Genomic DNA, 17233 nt, shown 5'->3' with positions numbered 1-17233 from the left:
GGCCGGGAACCCGCTCATCCCCGTCGTCCTGCCCGCCGACAACTCCGGCCGCCGGGCCGCCTGAGCCGGACGACCTCAGCGACCGAGGCCGGACGACCTCAGCTAGCGGGGCGCACTGCCCACCCATCGCAGGACGGCTGAGACCGTTGTGTCGTCCAGTGTGGAGAGGACGTTGATGGCGTCCATGTCACCGGGAAGCGGTGCGATACCCGCTGTGGTCAGCACAGCGTGCAAGTCCAGGCGGTGGCTGTCCTCGGCCGCCAGCGTGAACGGCAGTCGCTGCCGTGGATCCGGCGCGGGCAGGAAGTAGTCGCCGAGCTCATCGACAGCTCCCGCGATCTCGGGCTGGTCGAAGTCCCGCACACCGGGGAAGCGGTACGAATCGATCGCCGACTGCGGCGTCGTCAGCGGAGGTTCAGAAAACTGCCAGGCGTTCATCAAGGCCTCCTGGGTCGTCGTCACTGACCAACAAGAGCCCCGCTCGGACGCGTTCAGTTGCAGGTGATGCCGAACACCACCCGAACGTCCCCAATAGCATCTCTTCACAAGAACACGGCGCCACCCTCTGGCCGAGGATGACGCTTCGGCCGAGCCGATCGTGGTCGAGCGGGCCATGGCCGTCGGCGCGGTGGCCGGTGCCCTGGCCGCACCTTTCGCCGGGCCCCGCCGGGGCCCTGCTGTCGCGCCGGCCGCCGTGCCGAAAGGCCCGGCGGCCGGAAGGGAAGGCTTCGCCACGCGCCTGAGCCGGTCCCTGTCGCTGCGCGGCGTCTTGGTCATGGACCACGGCGGGCCAGACGCCCGGCATCGGCCAGTTCTTCGGCTGCACCCCGCTCGGTCCCGTGGCCTGGGACATCACGCTCGGCGCGGGCCTATGTACTGAGCAGACGGTTGAAGAACGAGCGGTAGTGCTGGAGTGCGACCCGCAGCTCCTCCGTCGCAACCTCCTCGCCGCGGTCCCACTGGACCTCCAGGCCCTGCTTGTGGGCGGAGAACGACCTGGCCAACGTCTGCATCACGTCAGCGACCAGCGCATCGGCCGAGCGCACCGCGTCCCGTGGATCATCGACGAAGGTGCTCTGGATGTCCCGCCACTTGCTGCGGTACTCATCCGTCTCCTCGGGGCCGAGCAGTGCCCGGTCCTCTTCATCGGCCTCCTGCACGACCCTGGATTCCTGCGGTGCCTCCTCAGGTTCGCCGGCACGGTCCTCGTCGACGGCATCCGGACCGTTCACCGGCTCCTGCTGCTGTCCCGTGGCACCGGTGGACTCTCCTGGGTAGACGGGGGCTCGCCGGTCCTGGGACTCCGCCCGGGGATCCTGGGGATTGGCGATGCTCTCGGTCGTGAGGCCTTCCTGGCCGGGCGGGCGACTCGTATCGCCCGGATCCCGTATGCCGTCTCGTTGCATGTCTCTCACCTCATCCGGGTCAGAAGCGGTCGTTCCGCGGGGCATTGCCCCGGTCGCTGAGCAGTTCCTCGAACAGTGCGCGGTAGTGCACCATCGCCCCTCTCAGCTCTTCGGTGGTGGCCTGCCCGTCACCGCTGCGCACGTTGATCTCGTGGGCGGTGCGGTAGTGCTCCAGAGTGCGGCCGTGCTCCACCGAGAGATCTGCCAGCTGCTGCTGGTATCCGTCGGTCGGATATCCGCGCTCGGTCATGAGCCGGGCCACGAGCCGGTCCGCCTCGGCGACCGCCTCGCTGGGGCGGTCCACGAAGCGTTCCTGAACGCTGCTCCAGTCGTCCGCGTACTGGCGTTGGACCTCGGCCGGCAGTTCCTTGATTTCCAGCTTGTCGTGGCGTTGTTCGCGGGCACGCAGCTCGCGCTCTGCAGCCGGTCGGCTGTCCTGCTCCTCGACAGTGCGGTCGTACTCCGGGCCGAAGCGCTCCCGCAGGTGCCGTCGGCGCGACAGAGTCCACAGCGTCACGGCGATGATGATCAACACCACTGCGACAGGGACGATTATGGCGACAAGAGTGCTGGCAGACATCTGTTCCTCCAAGGGCGTGGTCAGAGCTGGTCAGAACCTGACCTTGCCGGGTTGCGGCCCAGCTACCACCGGTACCAGCGGGACCTTCCGCCCCCGGCGGCCGTGCCGCGCATGAAGAAGCCCAGCAACCAGAGGACGAGAACCGCCAGTGCGATGTACCAAAGGACTTCTATGGCGAATCCGAACCCGAAAAGAATCAGGATCAGAAGGAGCACCAACAGGATCGGGACCATGTCGATCATCTCCGTGTCTTGACGTTGCGCACGTTCCGCTTTCAGGCTCGCGGGTTCCCAGGATGCGGAGAATTAGGCATCGCAGTTTGTCCCACTTCATTGCGGGCAGTCGAGAATCAAATGGGCGGGGGTGTGGTGTCAGCATGCTGACACCCTGGCTGCGAAGGCTTGGTTGTCCGATGAGAGCGCCCCTCGAAGAGCCGATCCGCGGTTTCAGTCAGCTCGAGTTGCTGAGCGTCACTCTGCAAGCTGAGGGGCGCGAAGGGCTCGACGTCCCGCTGCCCCCACCCGGGAAGGCAGAAACCACGCTGCTGGACTCTCCATTCGCGCTCAAAGAAGGCGCGGAAATCCGCATCACACTGGGCTTCCGCCTCCGGCAGGCCGTCGAAGGCCTCAAGTTCACAGTTGTGCGGAAACGGCAGGGAGCGGTGATCGGGACGACCGAGGTGATGCTCGGCAGTTACCGGCCGGGCGGCCCGTACGAGCTGGTGCTTCCGCCGGAGCGGCTGCCGACCGGTCGCTTGGCCCGCGACACCTACCAAGTGACCGGGACGTTCACCGACGCCGACGGAAACGAGCTGGGTCATGAAGCCCATTGCTTCGAGATCACGAAGGAATGGGAATGAGGACGGATCCGTGGCGGCGTGGTGACGTAAGCCGCTCAGTCCTCGCTGCCCCCGGCGAACTGGAAGACAAGTCCGAACACTCCCGCCGCCAGGACACCGAGCCCGATCAACACCAGCCATAGGCCGTACACGACGCCGACGGCCAGTGCCGCGCTGCCTGCGGCGGCCAGCACGGGATAAGCGCTTTGCGGCGGGAAGAACCCGAGAGGGCCCGCTCTGTCGAGGATCTCGGCCTCCTTGCGGTCCTCCGGGCGGAGGCCCTTCCTGCGGTATGTCGTGCCGAAGAAGAACGCGACCAGGGACGCCATGGCGAACGCCACGGTGAGCGCCGCGATGCCGGCAGGCTCCTTGGACCACACGGCATACACCACGTCGGTCGCGAGGAAGAACAGTGCGACCCCGGCGAACAGGTAGGCCTCGGTCTTCATGCGCTTCCCTCCCCGTCCGGATCCGGCGTCGGCCCGACTTGTCCAAGTTCGGCGGGGGGCCTCTCCATCGCCTCCGGATGGTTCATGTCGAAGGCCGGTGAGTCGGAACGTACGCGGGGCAGCGCATGGAAATTATGCCGGGGTGCTGGGCAAGGTGTCGCCCATTCCAGGGACCGGCCGAAGCCCCATGGATCGTCGACCGCGATTTTGGGCCCGTACAGAGTTGTGCGCCACACGTTGTAGAGAAATGGCAGAGTGGAAAGGCCCAGCAGGAACGAGCCAATGGTGGAAATTGTGTTCAGGAGTGTGAAGCCGTCCGTGGCGAGGTAGTCCGCGTAACGGCGGGGCATCCCCATTTCTCCGAGCCAGTGGTGGACCAGAAAAGTGGTCTGAAATCCAATGAATAGGGTCCAGAAGTGGATCCTGCCCAGTCGCTCGCTGAGCAGGCGTCCCGTCCATTTCGGCCACCAGAAGTAAAAGCCGCCGAACATGGCGAAGACGACAGTGCCGAAGAGTACGTAATGCAGATGGGCCACGATGAAGTAGCTGTCCGTGACGTGGAAGTCCAGTGGTGGGGAAGCGATCATCACCCCGCTGAGGCCGCCGAGCAGGAACGTGACCAGGAAGCCCAACGCCCAAAGCATCGGTGTCTCGAACGAGATACTCCCGTGCCACATCGTGCCGATCCAGTTGAAGAATTTGACCCCGGTCGGCACCGCGATGATGAACGACATCATTGCGAAGAAGGGCAGTAGTACAGCACCCGTCGTAAACATGTGATGTGCCCAGACCACCGCGGAGAGCATCGTGATGGCGATGGTGGCCCCGACCATTCCAACGTATCCGAAGATCGGCTTACGGCTGAAGACCGGAATGATTTCGGTCACTACACCGAAGAAGGGCAATGCGACGATGTAGACCTCGGGATGGCCGAAGAACCAGAACAGATGCTGCCACAGAAGCGCGCCGCCGTTGGTCGGGTCGAAGACATGGGCCCCGAACTGGCGATCCGCCTCGAGCGCCAGCAATGCCGCCGTCAGCACCGGAAAAGACACCAGCACGAGAATAGAGGTGAACAATACATTCCATGTGAAAATCGGCATGCGGAACATAGTCATTCCCGGAGCGCGCAGGCACACGATGGTGGCGATGAAATTGACCGATCCGAGGGTGGTGCTCACTCCGGCCAGCACCAGACCCATCGCCCACAGGTCACCTCCCTCGCCGGGGGAGTGCACCGGCCCGTTCAGCGGGGCATAGGCGAACCATCCGAAATCCGCTGCCCCGCCCGGGGTGAGGAAACCGGAGACGACGATCAGCGCACCGAAGAGGTACAGCCAGTAGGACAGGGCATTGAGCCGCGGAAAGGCGACGTCGGGTGCCCCGATCTGCAAGGGCATCACTGCGTTGGCGAATCCGGCGAACATCGGAGTCGCGAAGAGCAGCATCATGATCGTGCCGTGGATGGTGAACATCTGGTTGTACTGCTCACTGCTGACGATCTGCAGCCCGGGGCGGGCCAGTTCGGCCCGGATCACCATGGCCATCAAACCGGCCAGCAGGAAGAACCCGAACGCTGTGACCATGTAGAGATTGCCGATGACCTTGTGGTCAGTGGTCGTCAACCAGCCTCTGATCCGATTCCCGACCACGGTCCTTTCCTTTACGGCCACAGCCGTTGGCGTCACAAGGGGGCCGTGGACCATCCGTGGGTCCTCCGTTCGCCGGCGGTGGGAGGGGGACAGGCGGCCCGTCCCAGGGGTTCGCGACGGGCGCTGCATGCTATGACCGTTTCTCCCGCATTGCGGAGCGCCGCCACCCACTGTTCCAACCCGTGTCGGAGACTGCCCTCGTATGGGTGAGGGGGCGGCCCGATCCACCGCATCGCGGCCGAATCCGCTGGAGCACGTCAGGGGGCAGGAGCAGCTCATGATCTTCTTCCGGCGGGCACGACTGACCGCACGCGCCGTGAAACGCCGCACCCAGCTCGCCGCGGGACGGACTGCTGAAGGGCTGGACGCGCGGCTGCCGCTCGGCGAGGGCGGCGGTCTGCTGCGCAAGGCGTTCCCCAATCATTGGTCCTTTCTGCTGGGCGAGTTGGCGCTGTACAGCCTGATCGTGCTGCTGCTGACCGGTGTCTACCTCACGCTGTTCTTCAAGCCCGAGATGAGCGAGGTGGTGTACGACGGGTCGTACGCACCGCTCGACGGTGTCCGGATGTCGCAGGCGTTCGATTCCACGCTGAGCATCAGCTTCGATGTCCGCGGGGGGCTGCTGATCCGGCAGATGCACCACTGGGCGTCGGTCCTCTTCGTCGCCGCGATCGGTGTGCATCTGCTGCGGGTGTTCTTCACCGGCGCCTTCCGTAAGCCCCGTGAAGCGAACTGGATGATCGGTGTCACGCTCTTCGTGCTGGCGCTGGCGGAAGGGTTCGCCGGCTACTCGCTCCCGGACGACCTGCTCTCCGGCACCGGGATGCGGATCGCTCAGGGCATCATGCTGTCGATTCCGGTGGCCGGGACCTACATCAGCATGTTCGCGTTCGGTGCGGAGTTTCCGGGGGAGGACATGATCACCCGGCTGTACGGGTTGCACATCCTGCTCCTGCCGGGGCTGCTCCTCGCCCTGGTCACGGTCCATCTGATGCTGGTCTTCTACCTGAAGCACACCCAGTGGGCGGGCAGGGGCCGCACCAATCGCAACGCGGTCGGCAAGCCGTTCTTCCCCCACTTCATGGCCGCTTCGGGCGGACTGTTCTTCACCGTCCTCGGGGTGGTCGCGGCCCTTGGTGGGCTGGCACAGATCAACCCGGTCTGGGCGTACGGGCCTTACCGAACCGACCTGGTGTCGACGGGGTCGCAGCCGGACTGGTACGTCGGCTTCCTGGAAGGTGCGCTGCGACTGGTGCCGCCATGGGAGACGGTGGTGGCCGGGCACACGGTGATGTGGAACGTCCTGCTGCCCGCGCTGGTCCTGCCCGGCGTCCTGTTCGCCGTTCTGTACGCGTATCCATTCGCTGAGGCGTGGGTGACGCGCGACCGGCGCGAGCACCACTTGTGCGACCGGCCGCGCGACCGGCCGGTGCGCACTGGGCTCGGTGTCGCGGGTATCGCTTTCTACGGCGTGCTACTGCTGGCCGGCGGCAACGACGTGGTGGCCTTTACGTTCCGTATTTCACTCGACGAACTGACGTGGGCATTGCGTGTCGCTCTGGTCGTGCTGCCGATCGTCGCGTTCCTCGTGACCAAGCGGCTGTGTCTCGCGTTCCAGGAGGCCGAGTTCGAGCGACTGGCCTCCGGCGTGGAGACCGGTAACGTGCGCCAGACGGTCGAGGGCGGCTTCGAGCAGGAGCACCGGCCCCTCGATGTCGACAAGCGGTATCTGCTGGCGCACAGGAGCCTGCCCGCGCTCAAGGAGCCGCCATCGGGTTCCGGTGGGGAGGACCTGCGGGTCGAGCGGTTGCGGGAGACACTCGGCAACTGGTTCAACACCAGGTCAGCGGAGGAGATTCACGACACCGGCGAGGAGGGCGAGAGGGGAGGCGAAGCGCGGGACCAGCAGTCCGGGCACCGGTGATGAGCCCCTCGTCTTGGGCGCGCCGCGAACGGCCGCTCTCAGCCGCACCGGACCGCCGCACCGGACCGCCGCGCCGGAGGTCAGCGGCCAAGGGACCTTTTGAGTTCGGACTTGTTCATGGACGAGCGCCCCTGGATGTTGCGGCGCTGAGCCTCCGCGTACAGCTGGTCGTACGTCGGACCCTCGGATCCGCTGTGGGAACGCTGCCCGCCACGCTTCGAGGACGACATGTCCTGCGTGGAACTCTTGCTGGCCGTACGGGACTCACCAGAGCGTGCACGTTCCTTGTTGACCGTACGCGCGGCGATTTCCTTGGCCCGCTTCGTGCTCTCGCCGCGTTCCTCGGCGCTCTCCTTGATGTGTTCGTACTGTCGTTCTCGTTTGGAACCAGAGCCCCTCGGCATCGCTGTCGCTCCTCTCACAGAGCTGCATCGGATCGTGTGTGCCCCCTCCCTGACGGCTGAGGGCCGCGCCATCCACAGTGCGTCTCCGGTCCTCCCGCCGCAAATGGGGCACCGGTCCGGTCCCGCCCACCGCGCTGGAGGGCGAGACCGCGACCACCGACCGCATCGCCGCTCCGGCCCGAGATCGCGGCCCTGAAGGGCACGGTCGACACCGACGTGGCGACGGCCGTGTGGGAGGCGGCCCTGGCGGACCGCGACGTCTACCGCGAAGTGGCGTGGCCGGAGTCGAACGGCCGGCGACTCCTGTTGCCTCGGGCATCCACCGGCAGCTGGTAGATGGCGAACGCGCGGCCGATGACCGGCTGGGCGACATTGCGCACCCGCACCCCGCCGCTGGTCATGCCGTGTTCGGTGCCCATGTGCGCGTGGCCGTGGACAGCCAGGTCGGCCCCGGCCTCATCCATCGCCTCGGCCAGCAGGTAGCTGCCCAGGAAGGGAAAGATCTCCAGTGGCTCGCCCGCCAGGGTGTCCGGGACGGGTGCGAAGTGCGTCAACGCGATCCGAACGGCACAGCCGCGCTCCCTCAGCCCGTCCAGGGCATCGCGCAGGCCGTCCGCGCAGCGCCGGGTGTAGCGGATGAATGCCTTCATCTCCGGTTCGCCGAACTCGTCGCCGCTGCGTCCGGCGAATCCGCCGCCGAAGCCCTTGGTTCCGGCGACGCCGACCAGTACCCCGCCGATGTCCAGGATCGTTCCCTCGCCCTCGAGGACGGTCACCCCGGCCCCGGCCAGTACGTCCGTCACCTCGGCCTGCTGGTCACTGTGGTAGTCGTGGTTACCCAGGACCGCCACGACCGGCACGTCCAGTGCGGCCACCTCCCCGGCGACTACCCCGGCCTCGTCCGCCGTGCCGTGCCGCGTCAGATCACCGGCGAGCAGCAGCAAGTCCGCACATTCGCTCAGGGTCTCGAAGGCGGGCCGAAGCACCCCCGCGTTGTCCGGCCCCAGGTGGATGTCGCCGACCGCTGCTACACGGATCACGCCAGCTCCTCGGGATGGTCGGGGGCATCGGAGCAGACCACGAACAGGTCCTCACGGAGCGGGATTCCAGCCAGCTCCTCCTTGGCGATACGCAGGATCTCGTCCCGGGAGGCGGCGCTGCCGACGGCGCCGGAAAGCAGGACGCTGTCTCCCCGTACCTCGATCCGCACTCCCAGCTCGGCGATCGCCCCGCCTGCCAGGCGGTCCCGCAGGTGGGCAATGCGGTACTCGACGGTGTCCGAGCCGGTCATGGCATTGCCTCCCGTCGTTCGATGACGTCCAGACGCTCGAGGAGGTAGAGGAAGGCGTCGGGCATGGGCGAAGCCTGGTGTTCGCGGCGCAGGCGGTCCCAGTCGATCTTCTCCCGGAGTGTCTTGGCGATGGGCAGTACAGACCCGAAGTCGCAGTGGTGCTCCGAGAAGGCGTGGAGCAGGCTGCCCATCAGGTCGGTCGGGGACAGCACCGGCATGTGTACGGAGTCCACGGGCAGGGTCTCCGCCCGGTCGAGCAGCTCTCTGGTCACGGGCTGCTGCGCCAGTTCGAGGATGAGGTCGATCTCCTCACCGTGGCTCCTGGCCTTGATCAGCCAGTCCTCGGGGGCTATGCGCACCTCGATACCGTCGGCCTCCAGCGCCTCGGTCACGGCTTGGGCGTCCTCGCTCAGAATGCAGAAGTCGGTGTCGTGCTGGAGGCTGGCCGGCACACCGTGCGCGTAGGCGGCAACACTGCCGGCCAGGGCGAATGGATACCCGCCGCTCTTGAGTCTTCCGGCCACCTGCTTGGTGGCTTCCAGGATGCTCTGGGTGCGGTCCGGTGGCAGTCCCGGCGCCCCGCCACCAGGGGTGTCTTGTGCGTACGTCTTCACGGGTACCGTCCTCGTCATGGGCCGGGTGGGGATGATTCGGGTACCCGGCCCGAGGCGAGATGACCCGCCCCGAGGTCCGGCTATTTCCGCAGCGAGAAACGGGCAAGCTGTGCTGTTGGAGCCTTGAGATACCGCTCTGCCTGGAGGACGGCATCGCGTGCCGTTCGTTGCCCCATGAGGATGCACAGGGTGTACGCCACGTCTTCGAATCGAGCGCGGGTGTCGTTGTGCATCGGGTTGGCAAGCATTCGGCGCTCCAGTTCCCTGAACCGGATGAGGAGACTGCGAACACGGCCTTTGTCCGGCAGCAGCATCTCGAATCCTCCATCTGTGAAGGGCCCGCGCGCGGACTGGTCTCGAATTCCGCGCGTGGGTGCTCCCGTGAGGTGGCGGTAGAGGGTGGAGGTACGGGCGGCTCGGCCACGTCGACGCCGTAGATCCCGACGTCTCAATAGGTGGCGGCCCCCGTTGTCCGGGGCCGGTCGGCCCCGTGGAGGCCAGGTCCTTGCCCGATCAATTGATCGGGAGCGCTCAGCCTCAGCTGGGCATTCTCCGCCTCCGGAGTGAGGTTCTCCACTCAGCCCGTCCCTGCCAATGGGCAGCGGGCATCGGGTGCCGTCGGCGGTCGTTTCGCATGCGCAGTGGACGCGCATGGGGTGTACGGACCGGGGCCGGCCTCAGCCCGCCGGTCTGATCACTGACCGGGGACGGTGAGTTCGCCGCCGCGGTAGAAGCCTTCCCGCTCGTCGACGACGTACGGGGCCATGGCATCACGCCGTTGCTGCTCCCCGTCGGAGGTCCGCCAGGAGTCGCACGCTTCCCGGGAGTCCCAGAACGACACCCCTGTGATTTCCTGCCCGTCCTCGGACCAGTAGGCGTAGGCGCGGCGCAGGCCGTGCGGAGTCGAGCCCGGTCGCCATGCTCTCTCGAACTCCTCCAGAGTGCCCGGCTTGATGCGGCGCGTCGTGACCCAGACGAAGTAGTCCTCCATTGCGGCCTCCTGCGGAACGTCGGTTCGGAGATGGCGCTCCCCGGACCACGGTAGGTCGCCTCCGCGGCTTCCGCCTCCGCGGCGAAGCCCCAGGCCGCCGGGGCGGACGGCGAAGGGAAGGTTGTCAGGGCCATGGCGCTCATGGGGGTCCGGAGGACCGTCATCGCGGTTGTGCCGGGCCCGGTCAGGGCCGATTCTGGAGGTAATGAACCGGGCTGGTGTGGTGCCATGAGCGCGTGGAAGGCGGCCAAGAGCGCTGATTTCCGTGGTCCGCTCGACGTCACCAGGGCTGCCACGGTGGTTCTCGACGCCCAGGACACGGTCATCGGCTGGGGGCCCGCGGCCGAGGATCTCCTCGGCTATCCGCCGCACGAGATCATCGGGAAGCACCTGGACACGTTCCTGCCGCCCCGGCGGGACTCCGGATTCACAGCTGCGCAGGCAGCCGAGCCGGCCTTGGGCCCCCGGTTGAGCGGAAGCGACATCCGCGTCGCCCGGCACCGGGACGGTCACGAGCTGCTGCTCGCAACAGCGGTGTCCCCTCTGACCGGTAGCGGCACGGCGGCTCGCGTTCTCGTCGCGGCCGAGCTGGAGCATCTGCGGCTGTGGGAATCCGGGCTGGCTCTACTGGAGGGGCTCGCCACCCAGTCACCCCTCGGTCTGGCCATCTACGACACCGACCTGCGCCTGACGTGGTGCAACGCCGCGTACGAACGGGAGATCGGACAGCCGTTCGCCGAGTTCCGCGGTATGCGGGCCGATGAGCTGTACTCCTCGGGCAGGTTTTTGACCGAGGGGTACCCGGACACTCTCGATGCCGTAATGCACTACGTACTCGACACCGGCGAACCGATCCTCGACCTGCACTTCCGTGGCGAGCCACCCAGCGAACCCGGAACGGACCACCTCTGGTCATGCTCCTACTACCGGCTCCAGGACGCCGACGGGCACGTGTTCGGAGTGTGCGAGGACGCATTCGACATCACCGATCGCTACGAGGCCCAGAAGCGGCTGGCTCTGCTCGTCGAGGCCGGCCGCGGAATCGGCAACTCCCTGGACATGATCGTCACTGCCGAGGAGGTCACGGATGTGGCGGTGCCGGGATTCGCGAGCACTGTCACAGTCGACCTTGCGAAGGAGGTCCTGGAAGGCGAGGTGCTGGGCACCGGAGCCCCGGGAGGGACGGACCTCGTACGGGTCGCCTCCCGATCGGCCACGGCGAACGGCGCGGCGGGCGGTCCTGGGGAGTCGCGTCAGCCTTCTCCTGTCGATTACCCGCCAGGTTCACCCCAGTACCGCAGTCTCTCCTCGGGCGGACTCGTGCTCGTGGACGACACCCTGGTCGTGCCGTTGCGCGCCGGGGGCAACATGCTGGGACTCGTCACCTTCCATCGCGACGCCCCGTCAGCCACCTTCGACAGCGGCGAGGTCGCACTCGCCGACGAGCTGACCACTCGTACGGCGGTGTGCATCGACAACGCCCGGCGCTTCACCCGTGAACGCACCGCCTCACTCGCCCTGCAGCGCCAACTGTTGCCGCAGCACCTGCCGCAGCCGTCGGCGGTCGACCTGGCCCATCGCTACCTGCCCACGGACAATGTGACAGGAGTCGGCGGCGACTGGTTCGACGTCATCGCGCTCTCCGGTACCAGGGTCGGACTCGTCGTCGGTGACGTGGTCGGTCACGGCCTGCAGGCGGCGGCCACCATGGGACGGCTGCGCACGACCGTACGCGCGCTCGCCCAGCTGGACTTGGCCCCCGACGAGTTGCTCAAGCGACTCGACGATCTGGTGGGCCAGTCGGTGGAGGATCAGTCGGACGCCGCCGGCGCGGCCGCCGACCCGCACATGGACAACGCCACCGGGGCCACCTGTCTCTACGCGGTCTACGACCCGGTCTCGCGACGATGCACCATGGCCCGGGCAGGGCACCTGCCGCCGGCGATCGCGGACCCCGACGGCCGCCTGTCCTTCCCGGACCTGCCGGCCGGCCCGCCGCTGGGGCTCGGCGGCCTGCCGTTCGAGTCCAGGGAACTCGAGCTGCCGGTGGGCAGCCTGGTAGCCCTCTTCACCGATGGCCTGGTCGAAGCCCGCGACCGCGACATCGATCAGGGGCTGGACGTCCTGGGCCGAGTGCTCAGCGACCGCCGCGGGTCCCTGGAAGACGTCTGCGACCGGATTGTGTCGGAACTCCTGCCGGACGGCACGACAGCCGACGACACGGCACTGCTGCTCGTGCGTACCCGCGAACTCGACGCCGCACAGGTCGCCGCGTGGGAGCTGCCCGCCGAACCGGTCGCGGTGGGCCATGCCCGGGAGCTGGCTATCGGCAAGCTTCACGAGTGGGGCCTGGAAGAGATGTCGTTCTCGACCGAGCTCGTCGTCAGCGAGCTGGTCACCAACGCGGTCAGGCACGCCGACGGGCCGCTGCTCCTGCGCCTCATCCGTGATCGCACGCTCGTGTGCGAAGTCGCGGACACGGGCCACACCTCACCGCACCTCCGCCACAGTGCAGAGGACGACGAAGGCGGGCGCGGACTGTTCATCGTCGCTCAACTCGTTCACAGATGGGGAACGCGCTACACACAGTCCGGGAAGACCATCTGGACGGAACTGGCGTTCCCGTCGGCGTGATGATCTTACGAGTGACCCGGCCGGCCGCCGTGGCAGCTCCCGGGTGACGGTTCGGTTGCATGGCCGCGGGACTCCGTTCCCCTCCGCCGGTTTGCAGCGTTGGACCGGGTATGAACGTCTCCGGCAACGACCCGATCCCGCTTCCCGACGCCCGGCTGGTGGGCGCGTACTGGCTCGCCTCCGCGAAGCATGAAGACGACAGCTGCATGTGGTGTGCGCAGCTGCGCTCGGCTGATGCCCCGGCCCGTCGGGCACCCCCGGAGGGAAAACGTTCCCCCGCGGTTTGGATTGTGCCTCCGGGGCTGCCTCCCCGTCCACAGCCCGGCCGCTGATCGCGATGCGGGCGGCGCCAACGCCAGTCACTGGGTGCGGTGTTGTCACCCGGATCGAGGGCTGACTCATTGACTTCACCCTTCGGCTCTGATTCAGTGGCTCATCCACTGAGCCACTGAATCGCAAAGGAAGGACGGCATGGAGGCGCTGCCCCGCGAGACCATCGTCGATGTCCTGGAAACCCGGCTGCGCGAGGACATCCTCGCCGGGCGGCATCCGGCAGGCAGCTATCTGCCGCCGGAGCGCCGACTCGCCGACGGATACGGCGTCACCCGCACCACCCTCAAGCACGCCTTCGGCCGCCTCGTTCAGGCCGGACTGCTGGAGACGCGGCACGGAGTGGGCACCCGGGTGCGCGACTATGCGCGGCTCGGCGGGGCCGATCTGCTGCCCATGCTGGTAAGGCACAGCCCGGACTGGATGCGCGAGATCTTCGAAGTGCGGCGCAGCATCGGCGCGTTGATTGCCGAGCGGGCAGCCGCTCGCGCCACCGAGGAGCAGCGTGCCGAGCTGCGTGCCCTGCTGGCGGCGGTACGGGTGGCCGAGGGCGGGGACGCAGTGCAGCTGGCCGACATCGAGGTGCACCGGGCGCTGGCCCGTGCCACCGGGAATCGTGTCTACGTACTGCTGACCAACACACTCTTCAACGCCTACCTGCCGGTGCGGGCCGCCCTCGTGGGCCCGTTCAACAGTCCCGACGCCGCACACGCCAGGCTGGAACCGGTGGTCGAAGCCGTGGCGGCCGGCGACCAGGCAGGTGTGAGGCGGGCAGCCGAGGCGTATCTGACGGAAACGGAGCAGATCATGCTGGAGTGCCTCGCATGAGCAGGCGTACACCTGGATTCCTGGGCACCCGGGGCACCGCTTTCCGCGAGACCATGCTCGGCACGATCCGGCTCGACGGCGAGGACCGGGCCCGCCCGATCCGCCTCGGCCTGAGCGCCACGGCGGATCGCGTGCTGCGCCTGCGTGGCACGACCGACGCCCGGATCACCGGGCGGATACGCATCGCCGGATGGGCCGACGACCCTTGCGCCGAGGGCGAGTTGGAGATATCACCGCTGGCCAGGCGGCGTATCCGCTACCGGATCTCGTTCACGGCCGGCGATCGCCGTCTCACCCTCGACGGCTGGAAGTCCGTGACGCCGCGCCGGCCGCTGACGTCGATGACGGTGCTGCCGTTCACGCTGTACGAAGAGGGAGTGCCGGCCGGCGAAGGCACGCTGCGCTTCCCGGTGACGACGGGGCTCGCGCCCTTCCTCGCGAGCTTCCGTTTTCCGCGGCAGGAAGAGGCGGCTTCGCACATGGCGCCGCGCTGGAACGGCGAGCCGGGCCGCACCGAAGTCTGGTACACGACGGTGACCGACCCGGCGACCGGCACCGGACTGTGGCTGCACCACGAACTCACCGCGCCGGCCGATGGGTCCGAACCGTTCGCTCACGGCTGGGCCGCGGTGTTCCCCAAGGACGGTCCGGTACGGCACGCCCGCTTCGGCCCCGCCAAGTGGACCGGGGGCGGGGACGGCTTCACCGCTGACGGCGTCCTTGCCGGACCCGGCCGGCTGTCCGGCTCGGCGGGCGCACTGCGCTGGGACCTGGCCGAACAGGCCGACGGGGCACCGCTGTTCACCTTCCCTCGCTGGTCCTGGCGTCGCCCCCTGCTGCCCGCGGCGCAGATGCTGCCGGCCGCGCGGGCCATGTACGCCGGGACATTCGGGTACGAGAACACGACCCTGACGCCGTCCGGCGCGCCCGGAGCCTCCGCCCGGATCTACGGCCACGGCAACGCGCACCGCTGGGCCTGGCTGCACGCCGATCTGGGCGCGGGCGATGTGCTGGAACTCGTCGCCGCGGTCTCCACCCGGCCGGGGCTGCGCCGGCTGCCCCCACTGGTCTTCCTGCGGCTTCGCCGGGGCGGCCGCACCTGGCCGCGAAGGGCGGAGCGCACGGCGGTCGGCTGGGCGGGATTCGGCCGGTTCCGCGCCGCCGTCGGTCTGCCCACGTGGACGGTGACCGGGCGCGCGGGCCTGCGCCGTATCCGCGTCGAGGTCACCCAGCCCGAGGAGCGCACGCTCGCGCTCGACTACACCGACCCGGACGGCAGCCACGCGACCTGCCGCAACAGCGAACGTGCCGATGCGCATGTGCTGCTGGAACGGTGGTGGGGCGGCTGGCGCACCGAGGCCGAGTGGACCTTGGCCGGGACGGCGCACGCGGAGGTGGGCACGCGATGAGTCTCGACGGTCTGGTGGCCGCGCTCATCGCCGACGACGGCACCGCCGACTGGCCCGCCCGGGTCCCCGGCAGGCTGGAGACCGTCATCGGCTCGATGCCGTCCCCGGCGCGTGCCGGGGTGCGGGCGGCGGCGGGCGCCATCGACGCGTACGCCGTGGCCCGGACGGGGCGCAGGCTCGCCGCCCTCACCACCGCGAAGCGGGAGGCCGTGCTCGGCTCCCTCGGCGCGCGCCCCGCGCTCCTGCCGCTCCTCGACGTTCTCAAAGTGCCCGTCCTGCTTGCCGCCGGAACCGAGCGCATGCTCGAACACGGCGTACGTACACACGAGTTGACGCGGGAAGATCCCCCACTCGACTGCACGCAGTCCCGCGAGTGGCCGGCGCGCTCCACCGCGGACGCCGTGGTCATCGGCTCCGGCGCGGGGGGTGCCATGGCCGCGCGGACCCTGGCCCGGGGCGGTCTCCGCGTCGTCGTACTGGAGGAAGGGCAGCACCACTCCACGGCGTCGTTCGGGCGGCGCACCCCGCTCGACCGGTTTGCCGAGCTCTACCGGGACGGCGGGGCCACCGTCGCCGTGGGCAGTCCGCCGCTGCTGCTTCCGGTGGGCCGGGCTGTCGGCGGCACCACGGTCGTCAACTCCGGGACCTGCTACCGCACTCCGGACCATGTGCTGACCAGGTGGATCGGCGACTTCGGCTTCTCGCTCGCCGAGCGCTTCGGCCCGTACCTCGACGAGGTGGAACGCACGCTGCGGGTGGCCACCCAGCCGCTGGACGTCCTGGGGAACAACGGCCGTCTCGCGCTCGCCGGGGCCGAACGCCTCGGCTGGCGGGCCGCGCCCCTGCGCCGCAACGCGACCGGCTGCAAGGGGTCCTGCCAGTGCGTGGTGGGCTGTCCGACCGGCGCCAAGCAGAGCGTGCAGCTGTCGGTGCTGCCAGATGCCTGCGCCGCGGGAGCCCGCATCGTCACCGGCGCCAAGGCCCGGCGTGTTCTGGTGGACGCCGACCGCCCGGGCGGTCCGCGCGCGGCGGGAGTCCTCGTACGAAGGCAGGACGGCAGCGAATTCGAGATCCTCGCACCGCTGGTCGTCATCGCAGCGGGCGCCCTGCAGTCGCCGCCCCTGCTGCGCCGCTCCGGCCTGGGCAGGCACCCGCGGCTCGGCCGCAATCTCAGCGTCCATCCGGCGACCAGCGTCGCCGGCCGCTTCGCCGAGCCGGTCACCGCCTGGGAGGGAGTGCTGCAGAGCGTCGGCGTCGAGGAACTGCACCACGACGGTGTACTCATCGAGGCCACCGCGACCCCGCCGGGAATGGGTTCCTTCGTACTGCCGGGCCTGGGCAGCGAGTTGCGGCGCGAACTGGAGAGCGCCGACCGGCTTGCCACCCTCGGTGCGATGATCGCCGACCGTCCGTCCGGCCGTGTACTGGGCAGGGAGCGGACCCTGCTCCGCTACGACCTGGACCGGCGCGACGGGGGCCGATTGATGCGCGCCGTACGCGCCATGGGCCAAGTCCTCTTCGCGGCGGGTGCGGACGAGGTCCTCACCGGCATCCCCACCGCGCCCCGCGCCCGCTCGCTGACCGAACTGGACGAGACCCTCGCGCACGTGGGCCCGGGCCGGCTGCACCTGTCCGCGTACCACCCCACGGGCACGGTGGCCGCCGGCGCCGACGCGCAGCGCTTCCCGGCCGACCCCTTCGGGCGGCTGCGCGGCGTGCACGGAGTGCTGATCGCGGACGCATCGGTGCTGCCGGGCTGCCCCGAGGTCAATCCGCAGCTGAGCATCATGGCTGCGGCACTGGCGGTCGCCGAGGGCCACTTGGAGGCGGGTCGTAGGGTGCCGGCATGACGTCGTTACTTCGCCTGCTCGGCCACTCGCAGG

At 68.5% G+C, this 17233-nt stretch carries 18 protein-coding genes; 6 read left to right on the top strand and 12 right to left on the bottom strand.

The features are described from left to right. Positions 1-102: 102 nt before the first annotated feature. From ACZ3H8_RS32080 to ACZ3H8_RS32065, 4 genes are all read right to left on the bottom strand, one after another. Entirely contained in the window at positions 103-438 is a 336-nt protein-coding gene (locus ACZ3H8_RS32080) for a hypothetical protein (RefSeq protein WP_467407778.1), read from the bottom strand. A gap of 431 nt (positions 439-869) precedes the next feature. Then, positions 870-1406, bottom strand: coding sequence for a hypothetical protein (locus ACZ3H8_RS32075; RefSeq protein ID WP_467407777.1), 537 nt, complete (start codon positions 1404-1406; stop codon positions 870-872). 19 nt (positions 1407-1425) lie between these two features. Further along, on the bottom strand, positions 1426-1986 hold the full coding sequence (locus tag ACZ3H8_RS32070) for a hypothetical protein (RefSeq protein WP_467407776.1): 561 nt from the start codon (positions 1984-1986) through the stop codon (positions 1426-1428). A 62-nt stretch (positions 1987-2048) separates the two neighbouring features. Next, positions 2049-2219 carry a hydrophobic protein gene (locus ACZ3H8_RS32065; protein ID WP_467407881.1) on the bottom strand — a complete coding sequence of 57 codons (171 nt, stop codon included), beginning with the start codon at positions 2217-2219 and terminating at the stop codon, positions 2049-2051. Between the two features lie 179 nt (positions 2220-2398). Between ACZ3H8_RS32065 and ACZ3H8_RS32060 the strand changes: the two genes are divergently transcribed. Then, complete coding sequence (locus ACZ3H8_RS32060; protein ID WP_467407775.1) at positions 2399-2845, top strand: rho GDP-dissociation inhibitor; 447 nt, start codon at positions 2399-2401, stop codon at positions 2843-2845. 35 nt (positions 2846-2880) lie between these two features. On the opposite strand, the gene ctaF is transcribed toward ACZ3H8_RS32060, so the two are convergent. Together ctaF and ctaD are read right to left on the bottom strand one after the other, a co-directional pair. Beyond that, entirely contained in the window at positions 2881-3273 is a 393-nt protein-coding gene (gene ctaF / locus ACZ3H8_RS32055; protein WP_467407773.1) for an aa3-type cytochrome oxidase subunit IV, read from the bottom strand. After that, positions 3270-4979 carry an aa3-type cytochrome oxidase subunit I gene (ctaD, locus tag ACZ3H8_RS32050; RefSeq protein WP_467407772.1) on the bottom strand — a complete coding sequence of 570 codons (1710 nt, stop codon included), beginning with the start codon at positions 4977-4979 and terminating at the stop codon, positions 3270-3272. The genes ctaF and ctaD overlap by 4 nt, the downstream gene beginning before the upstream one ends. A gap of 223 nt (positions 4980-5202) precedes the next feature. Here ctaD and qcrB point away from each other — a divergent pair, with 223 nt between their 5' ends. Further along, positions 5203-6849 (top strand): cytochrome bc1 complex cytochrome b subunit, encoded by a 1647-nt coding sequence (gene qcrB / locus ACZ3H8_RS32045; RefSeq protein ID WP_467407770.1) that lies wholly within the window; start codon positions 5203-5205, stop codon positions 6847-6849. An 80-nt stretch (positions 6850-6929) separates the two neighbouring features. Here qcrB and ACZ3H8_RS32040 read toward each other — a convergent pair whose 3' ends face one another. The 6 genes from ACZ3H8_RS32040 to ACZ3H8_RS32015 form a co-directional block, all read right to left on the bottom strand. After that, positions 6930-7253, bottom strand: a complete 324-nt coding sequence (locus ACZ3H8_RS32040; RefSeq protein WP_467407769.1) for a plasmid stabilization protein — start codon at positions 7251-7253, stop codon at positions 6930-6932. 260 nt (positions 7254-7513) lie between these two features. Beyond that, positions 7514-8293: a metallophosphoesterase family protein gene (locus tag ACZ3H8_RS32035; protein ID WP_467407768.1), complete on the bottom strand. Its 780-nt coding sequence runs from the start codon at positions 8291-8293 to the stop codon at positions 7514-7516. Next, on the bottom strand, positions 8290-8544 hold the full coding sequence (locus ACZ3H8_RS32030) for a hypothetical protein (RefSeq protein WP_467407766.1): 255 nt from the start codon (positions 8542-8544) through the stop codon (positions 8290-8292). Before ACZ3H8_RS32030 ends, ACZ3H8_RS32035 begins: the two co-directional genes overlap by 4 nt. After that, positions 8541-9176 (bottom strand): nucleotidyltransferase family protein, encoded by a 636-nt coding sequence (locus ACZ3H8_RS32025; RefSeq protein ID WP_467407764.1) that lies wholly within the window; start codon positions 9174-9176, stop codon positions 8541-8543. The genes ACZ3H8_RS32030 and ACZ3H8_RS32025 overlap by 4 nt, the downstream gene beginning before the upstream one ends. A 62-nt stretch (positions 9177-9238) precedes the next feature. After that, positions 9239-9472 (bottom strand): DUF5133 domain-containing protein, encoded by a 234-nt coding sequence (locus ACZ3H8_RS32020; RefSeq protein WP_307659506.1) that lies wholly within the window; start codon positions 9470-9472, stop codon positions 9239-9241. A 380-nt stretch (positions 9473-9852) separates the two neighbouring features. Further along, the gene (locus tag ACZ3H8_RS32015) at positions 9853-10149 is read right to left on the bottom strand and encodes an antibiotic biosynthesis monooxygenase (RefSeq protein WP_467407763.1); all 297 of its coding nucleotides are present in this window, start codon (positions 10147-10149) and stop codon (positions 9853-9855) included. Positions 10150-10377: 228 nt separating this feature from the next. Here ACZ3H8_RS32015 and ACZ3H8_RS32010 point away from each other — a divergent pair, with 228 nt between their 5' ends. The 4 genes from ACZ3H8_RS32010 (at position 10378) to ACZ3H8_RS31995 (ending at position 17200) form a co-directional block, all read left to right on the top strand. Further along, a complete protein-coding gene (locus tag ACZ3H8_RS32010) occupies positions 10378-12783 on the top strand; it encodes a SpoIIE family protein phosphatase (protein WP_467407761.1) in 2406 nt (801 codons plus the stop codon). Positions 12784-13254: 471 nt separating this feature from the next. Beyond that, positions 13255-13941, top strand: a complete 687-nt coding sequence (locus tag ACZ3H8_RS32005; RefSeq protein ID WP_467407760.1) for a FadR/GntR family transcriptional regulator — start codon at positions 13255-13257, stop codon at positions 13939-13941. After that, positions 13938-15350, top strand: a complete 1413-nt coding sequence (locus tag ACZ3H8_RS32000) for a hypothetical protein (protein WP_467407759.1) — start codon at positions 13938-13940, stop codon at positions 15348-15350. Before ACZ3H8_RS32005 ends, ACZ3H8_RS32000 begins: the two co-directional genes overlap by 4 nt. After that, positions 15347-17200: a GMC family oxidoreductase gene (locus tag ACZ3H8_RS31995; RefSeq protein WP_467407757.1), complete on the top strand. Its 1854-nt coding sequence runs from the start codon at positions 15347-15349 to the stop codon at positions 17198-17200. The genes ACZ3H8_RS32000 and ACZ3H8_RS31995 overlap by 4 nt, the downstream gene beginning before the upstream one ends. Positions 17201-17233 lie beyond the last annotated feature (33 nt).

The organism is Streptomyces sp. NPDC002868 (genome assembly GCF_055563295.1).
The sequence above is the reverse complement of the archived record's forward strand: the minus strand, read 5'-3'. Positions and strand labels throughout refer to the sequence as shown.

Excerpts from the sequence above, each read along its gene's own strand:
- ACZ3H8_RS32065 (WP_467407881.1), bottom strand. The coding sequence starts at position 2,219 with ATGGTCCCGATCCTGTTGGTGCTCCTTCTGATCCTGATTCTTTTCGGG.
- ACZ3H8_RS32075 (WP_467407777.1), bottom strand. The coding sequence starts at position 1,406 with ATGCAACGAGACGGCATACGGGATCCGGGCGATACGAGTCGCCCGCCC.
- ctaD (WP_467407772.1), bottom strand. The coding sequence starts at position 4,979 with ATGGTCCACGGCCCCCTTGTGACGCCAACGGCTGTGGCCGTAAAGGAA.
- ACZ3H8_RS32000 (WP_467407759.1), top strand. The coding sequence starts at position 13,938 with ATGAGCAGGCGTACACCTGGATTCCTGGGCACCCGGGGCACCGCTTTC.
- qcrB (WP_467407770.1), top strand. The coding sequence starts at position 5,203 with ATGATCTTCTTCCGGCGGGCACGACTGACCGCACGCGCCGTGAAACGC.
- ACZ3H8_RS32080 (WP_467407778.1), bottom strand. The coding sequence starts at position 438 with ATGAACGCCTGGCAGTTTTCTGAACCTCCGCTGACGACGCCGCAGTCG.
- ACZ3H8_RS32020 (WP_307659506.1), bottom strand. The coding sequence starts at position 9,472 with ATGCTGCTGCCGGACAAAGGCCGTGTTCGCAGTCTCCTCATCCGGTTC.
- ACZ3H8_RS32030 (WP_467407766.1), bottom strand. The coding sequence starts at position 8,544 with ATGACCGGCTCGGACACCGTCGAGTACCGCATTGCCCACCTGCGGGAC.
- ACZ3H8_RS32010 (WP_467407761.1), top strand. The coding sequence starts at position 10,378 with ATGAGCGCGTGGAAGGCGGCCAAGAGCGCTGATTTCCGTGGTCCGCTC.
- ACZ3H8_RS32060 (WP_467407775.1), top strand. The coding sequence starts at position 2,399 with ATGAGAGCGCCCCTCGAAGAGCCGATCCGCGGTTTCAGTCAGCTCGAG.
- ACZ3H8_RS31995 (WP_467407757.1), top strand. The coding sequence starts at position 15,347 with ATGAGTCTCGACGGTCTGGTGGCCGCGCTCATCGCCGACGACGGCACC.
- ACZ3H8_RS32015 (WP_467407763.1), bottom strand. The coding sequence starts at position 10,149 with ATGGAGGACTACTTCGTCTGGGTCACGACGCGCCGCATCAAGCCGGGC.
- ACZ3H8_RS32025 (WP_467407764.1), bottom strand. The coding sequence starts at position 9,176 with ATGACGAGGACGGTACCCGTGAAGACGTACGCACAAGACACCCCTGGT.
- ctaF (WP_467407773.1), bottom strand. The coding sequence starts at position 3,273 with ATGAAGACCGAGGCCTACCTGTTCGCCGGGGTCGCACTGTTCTTCCTC.
- ACZ3H8_RS32040 (WP_467407769.1), bottom strand. The coding sequence starts at position 7,253 with ATGCCGAGGGGCTCTGGTTCCAAACGAGAACGACAGTACGAACACATC.
- ACZ3H8_RS32005 (WP_467407760.1), top strand. The coding sequence starts at position 13,255 with ATGGAGGCGCTGCCCCGCGAGACCATCGTCGATGTCCTGGAAACCCGG.
- ACZ3H8_RS32070 (WP_467407776.1), bottom strand. The coding sequence starts at position 1,986 with ATGTCTGCCAGCACTCTTGTCGCCATAATCGTCCCTGTCGCAGTGGTG.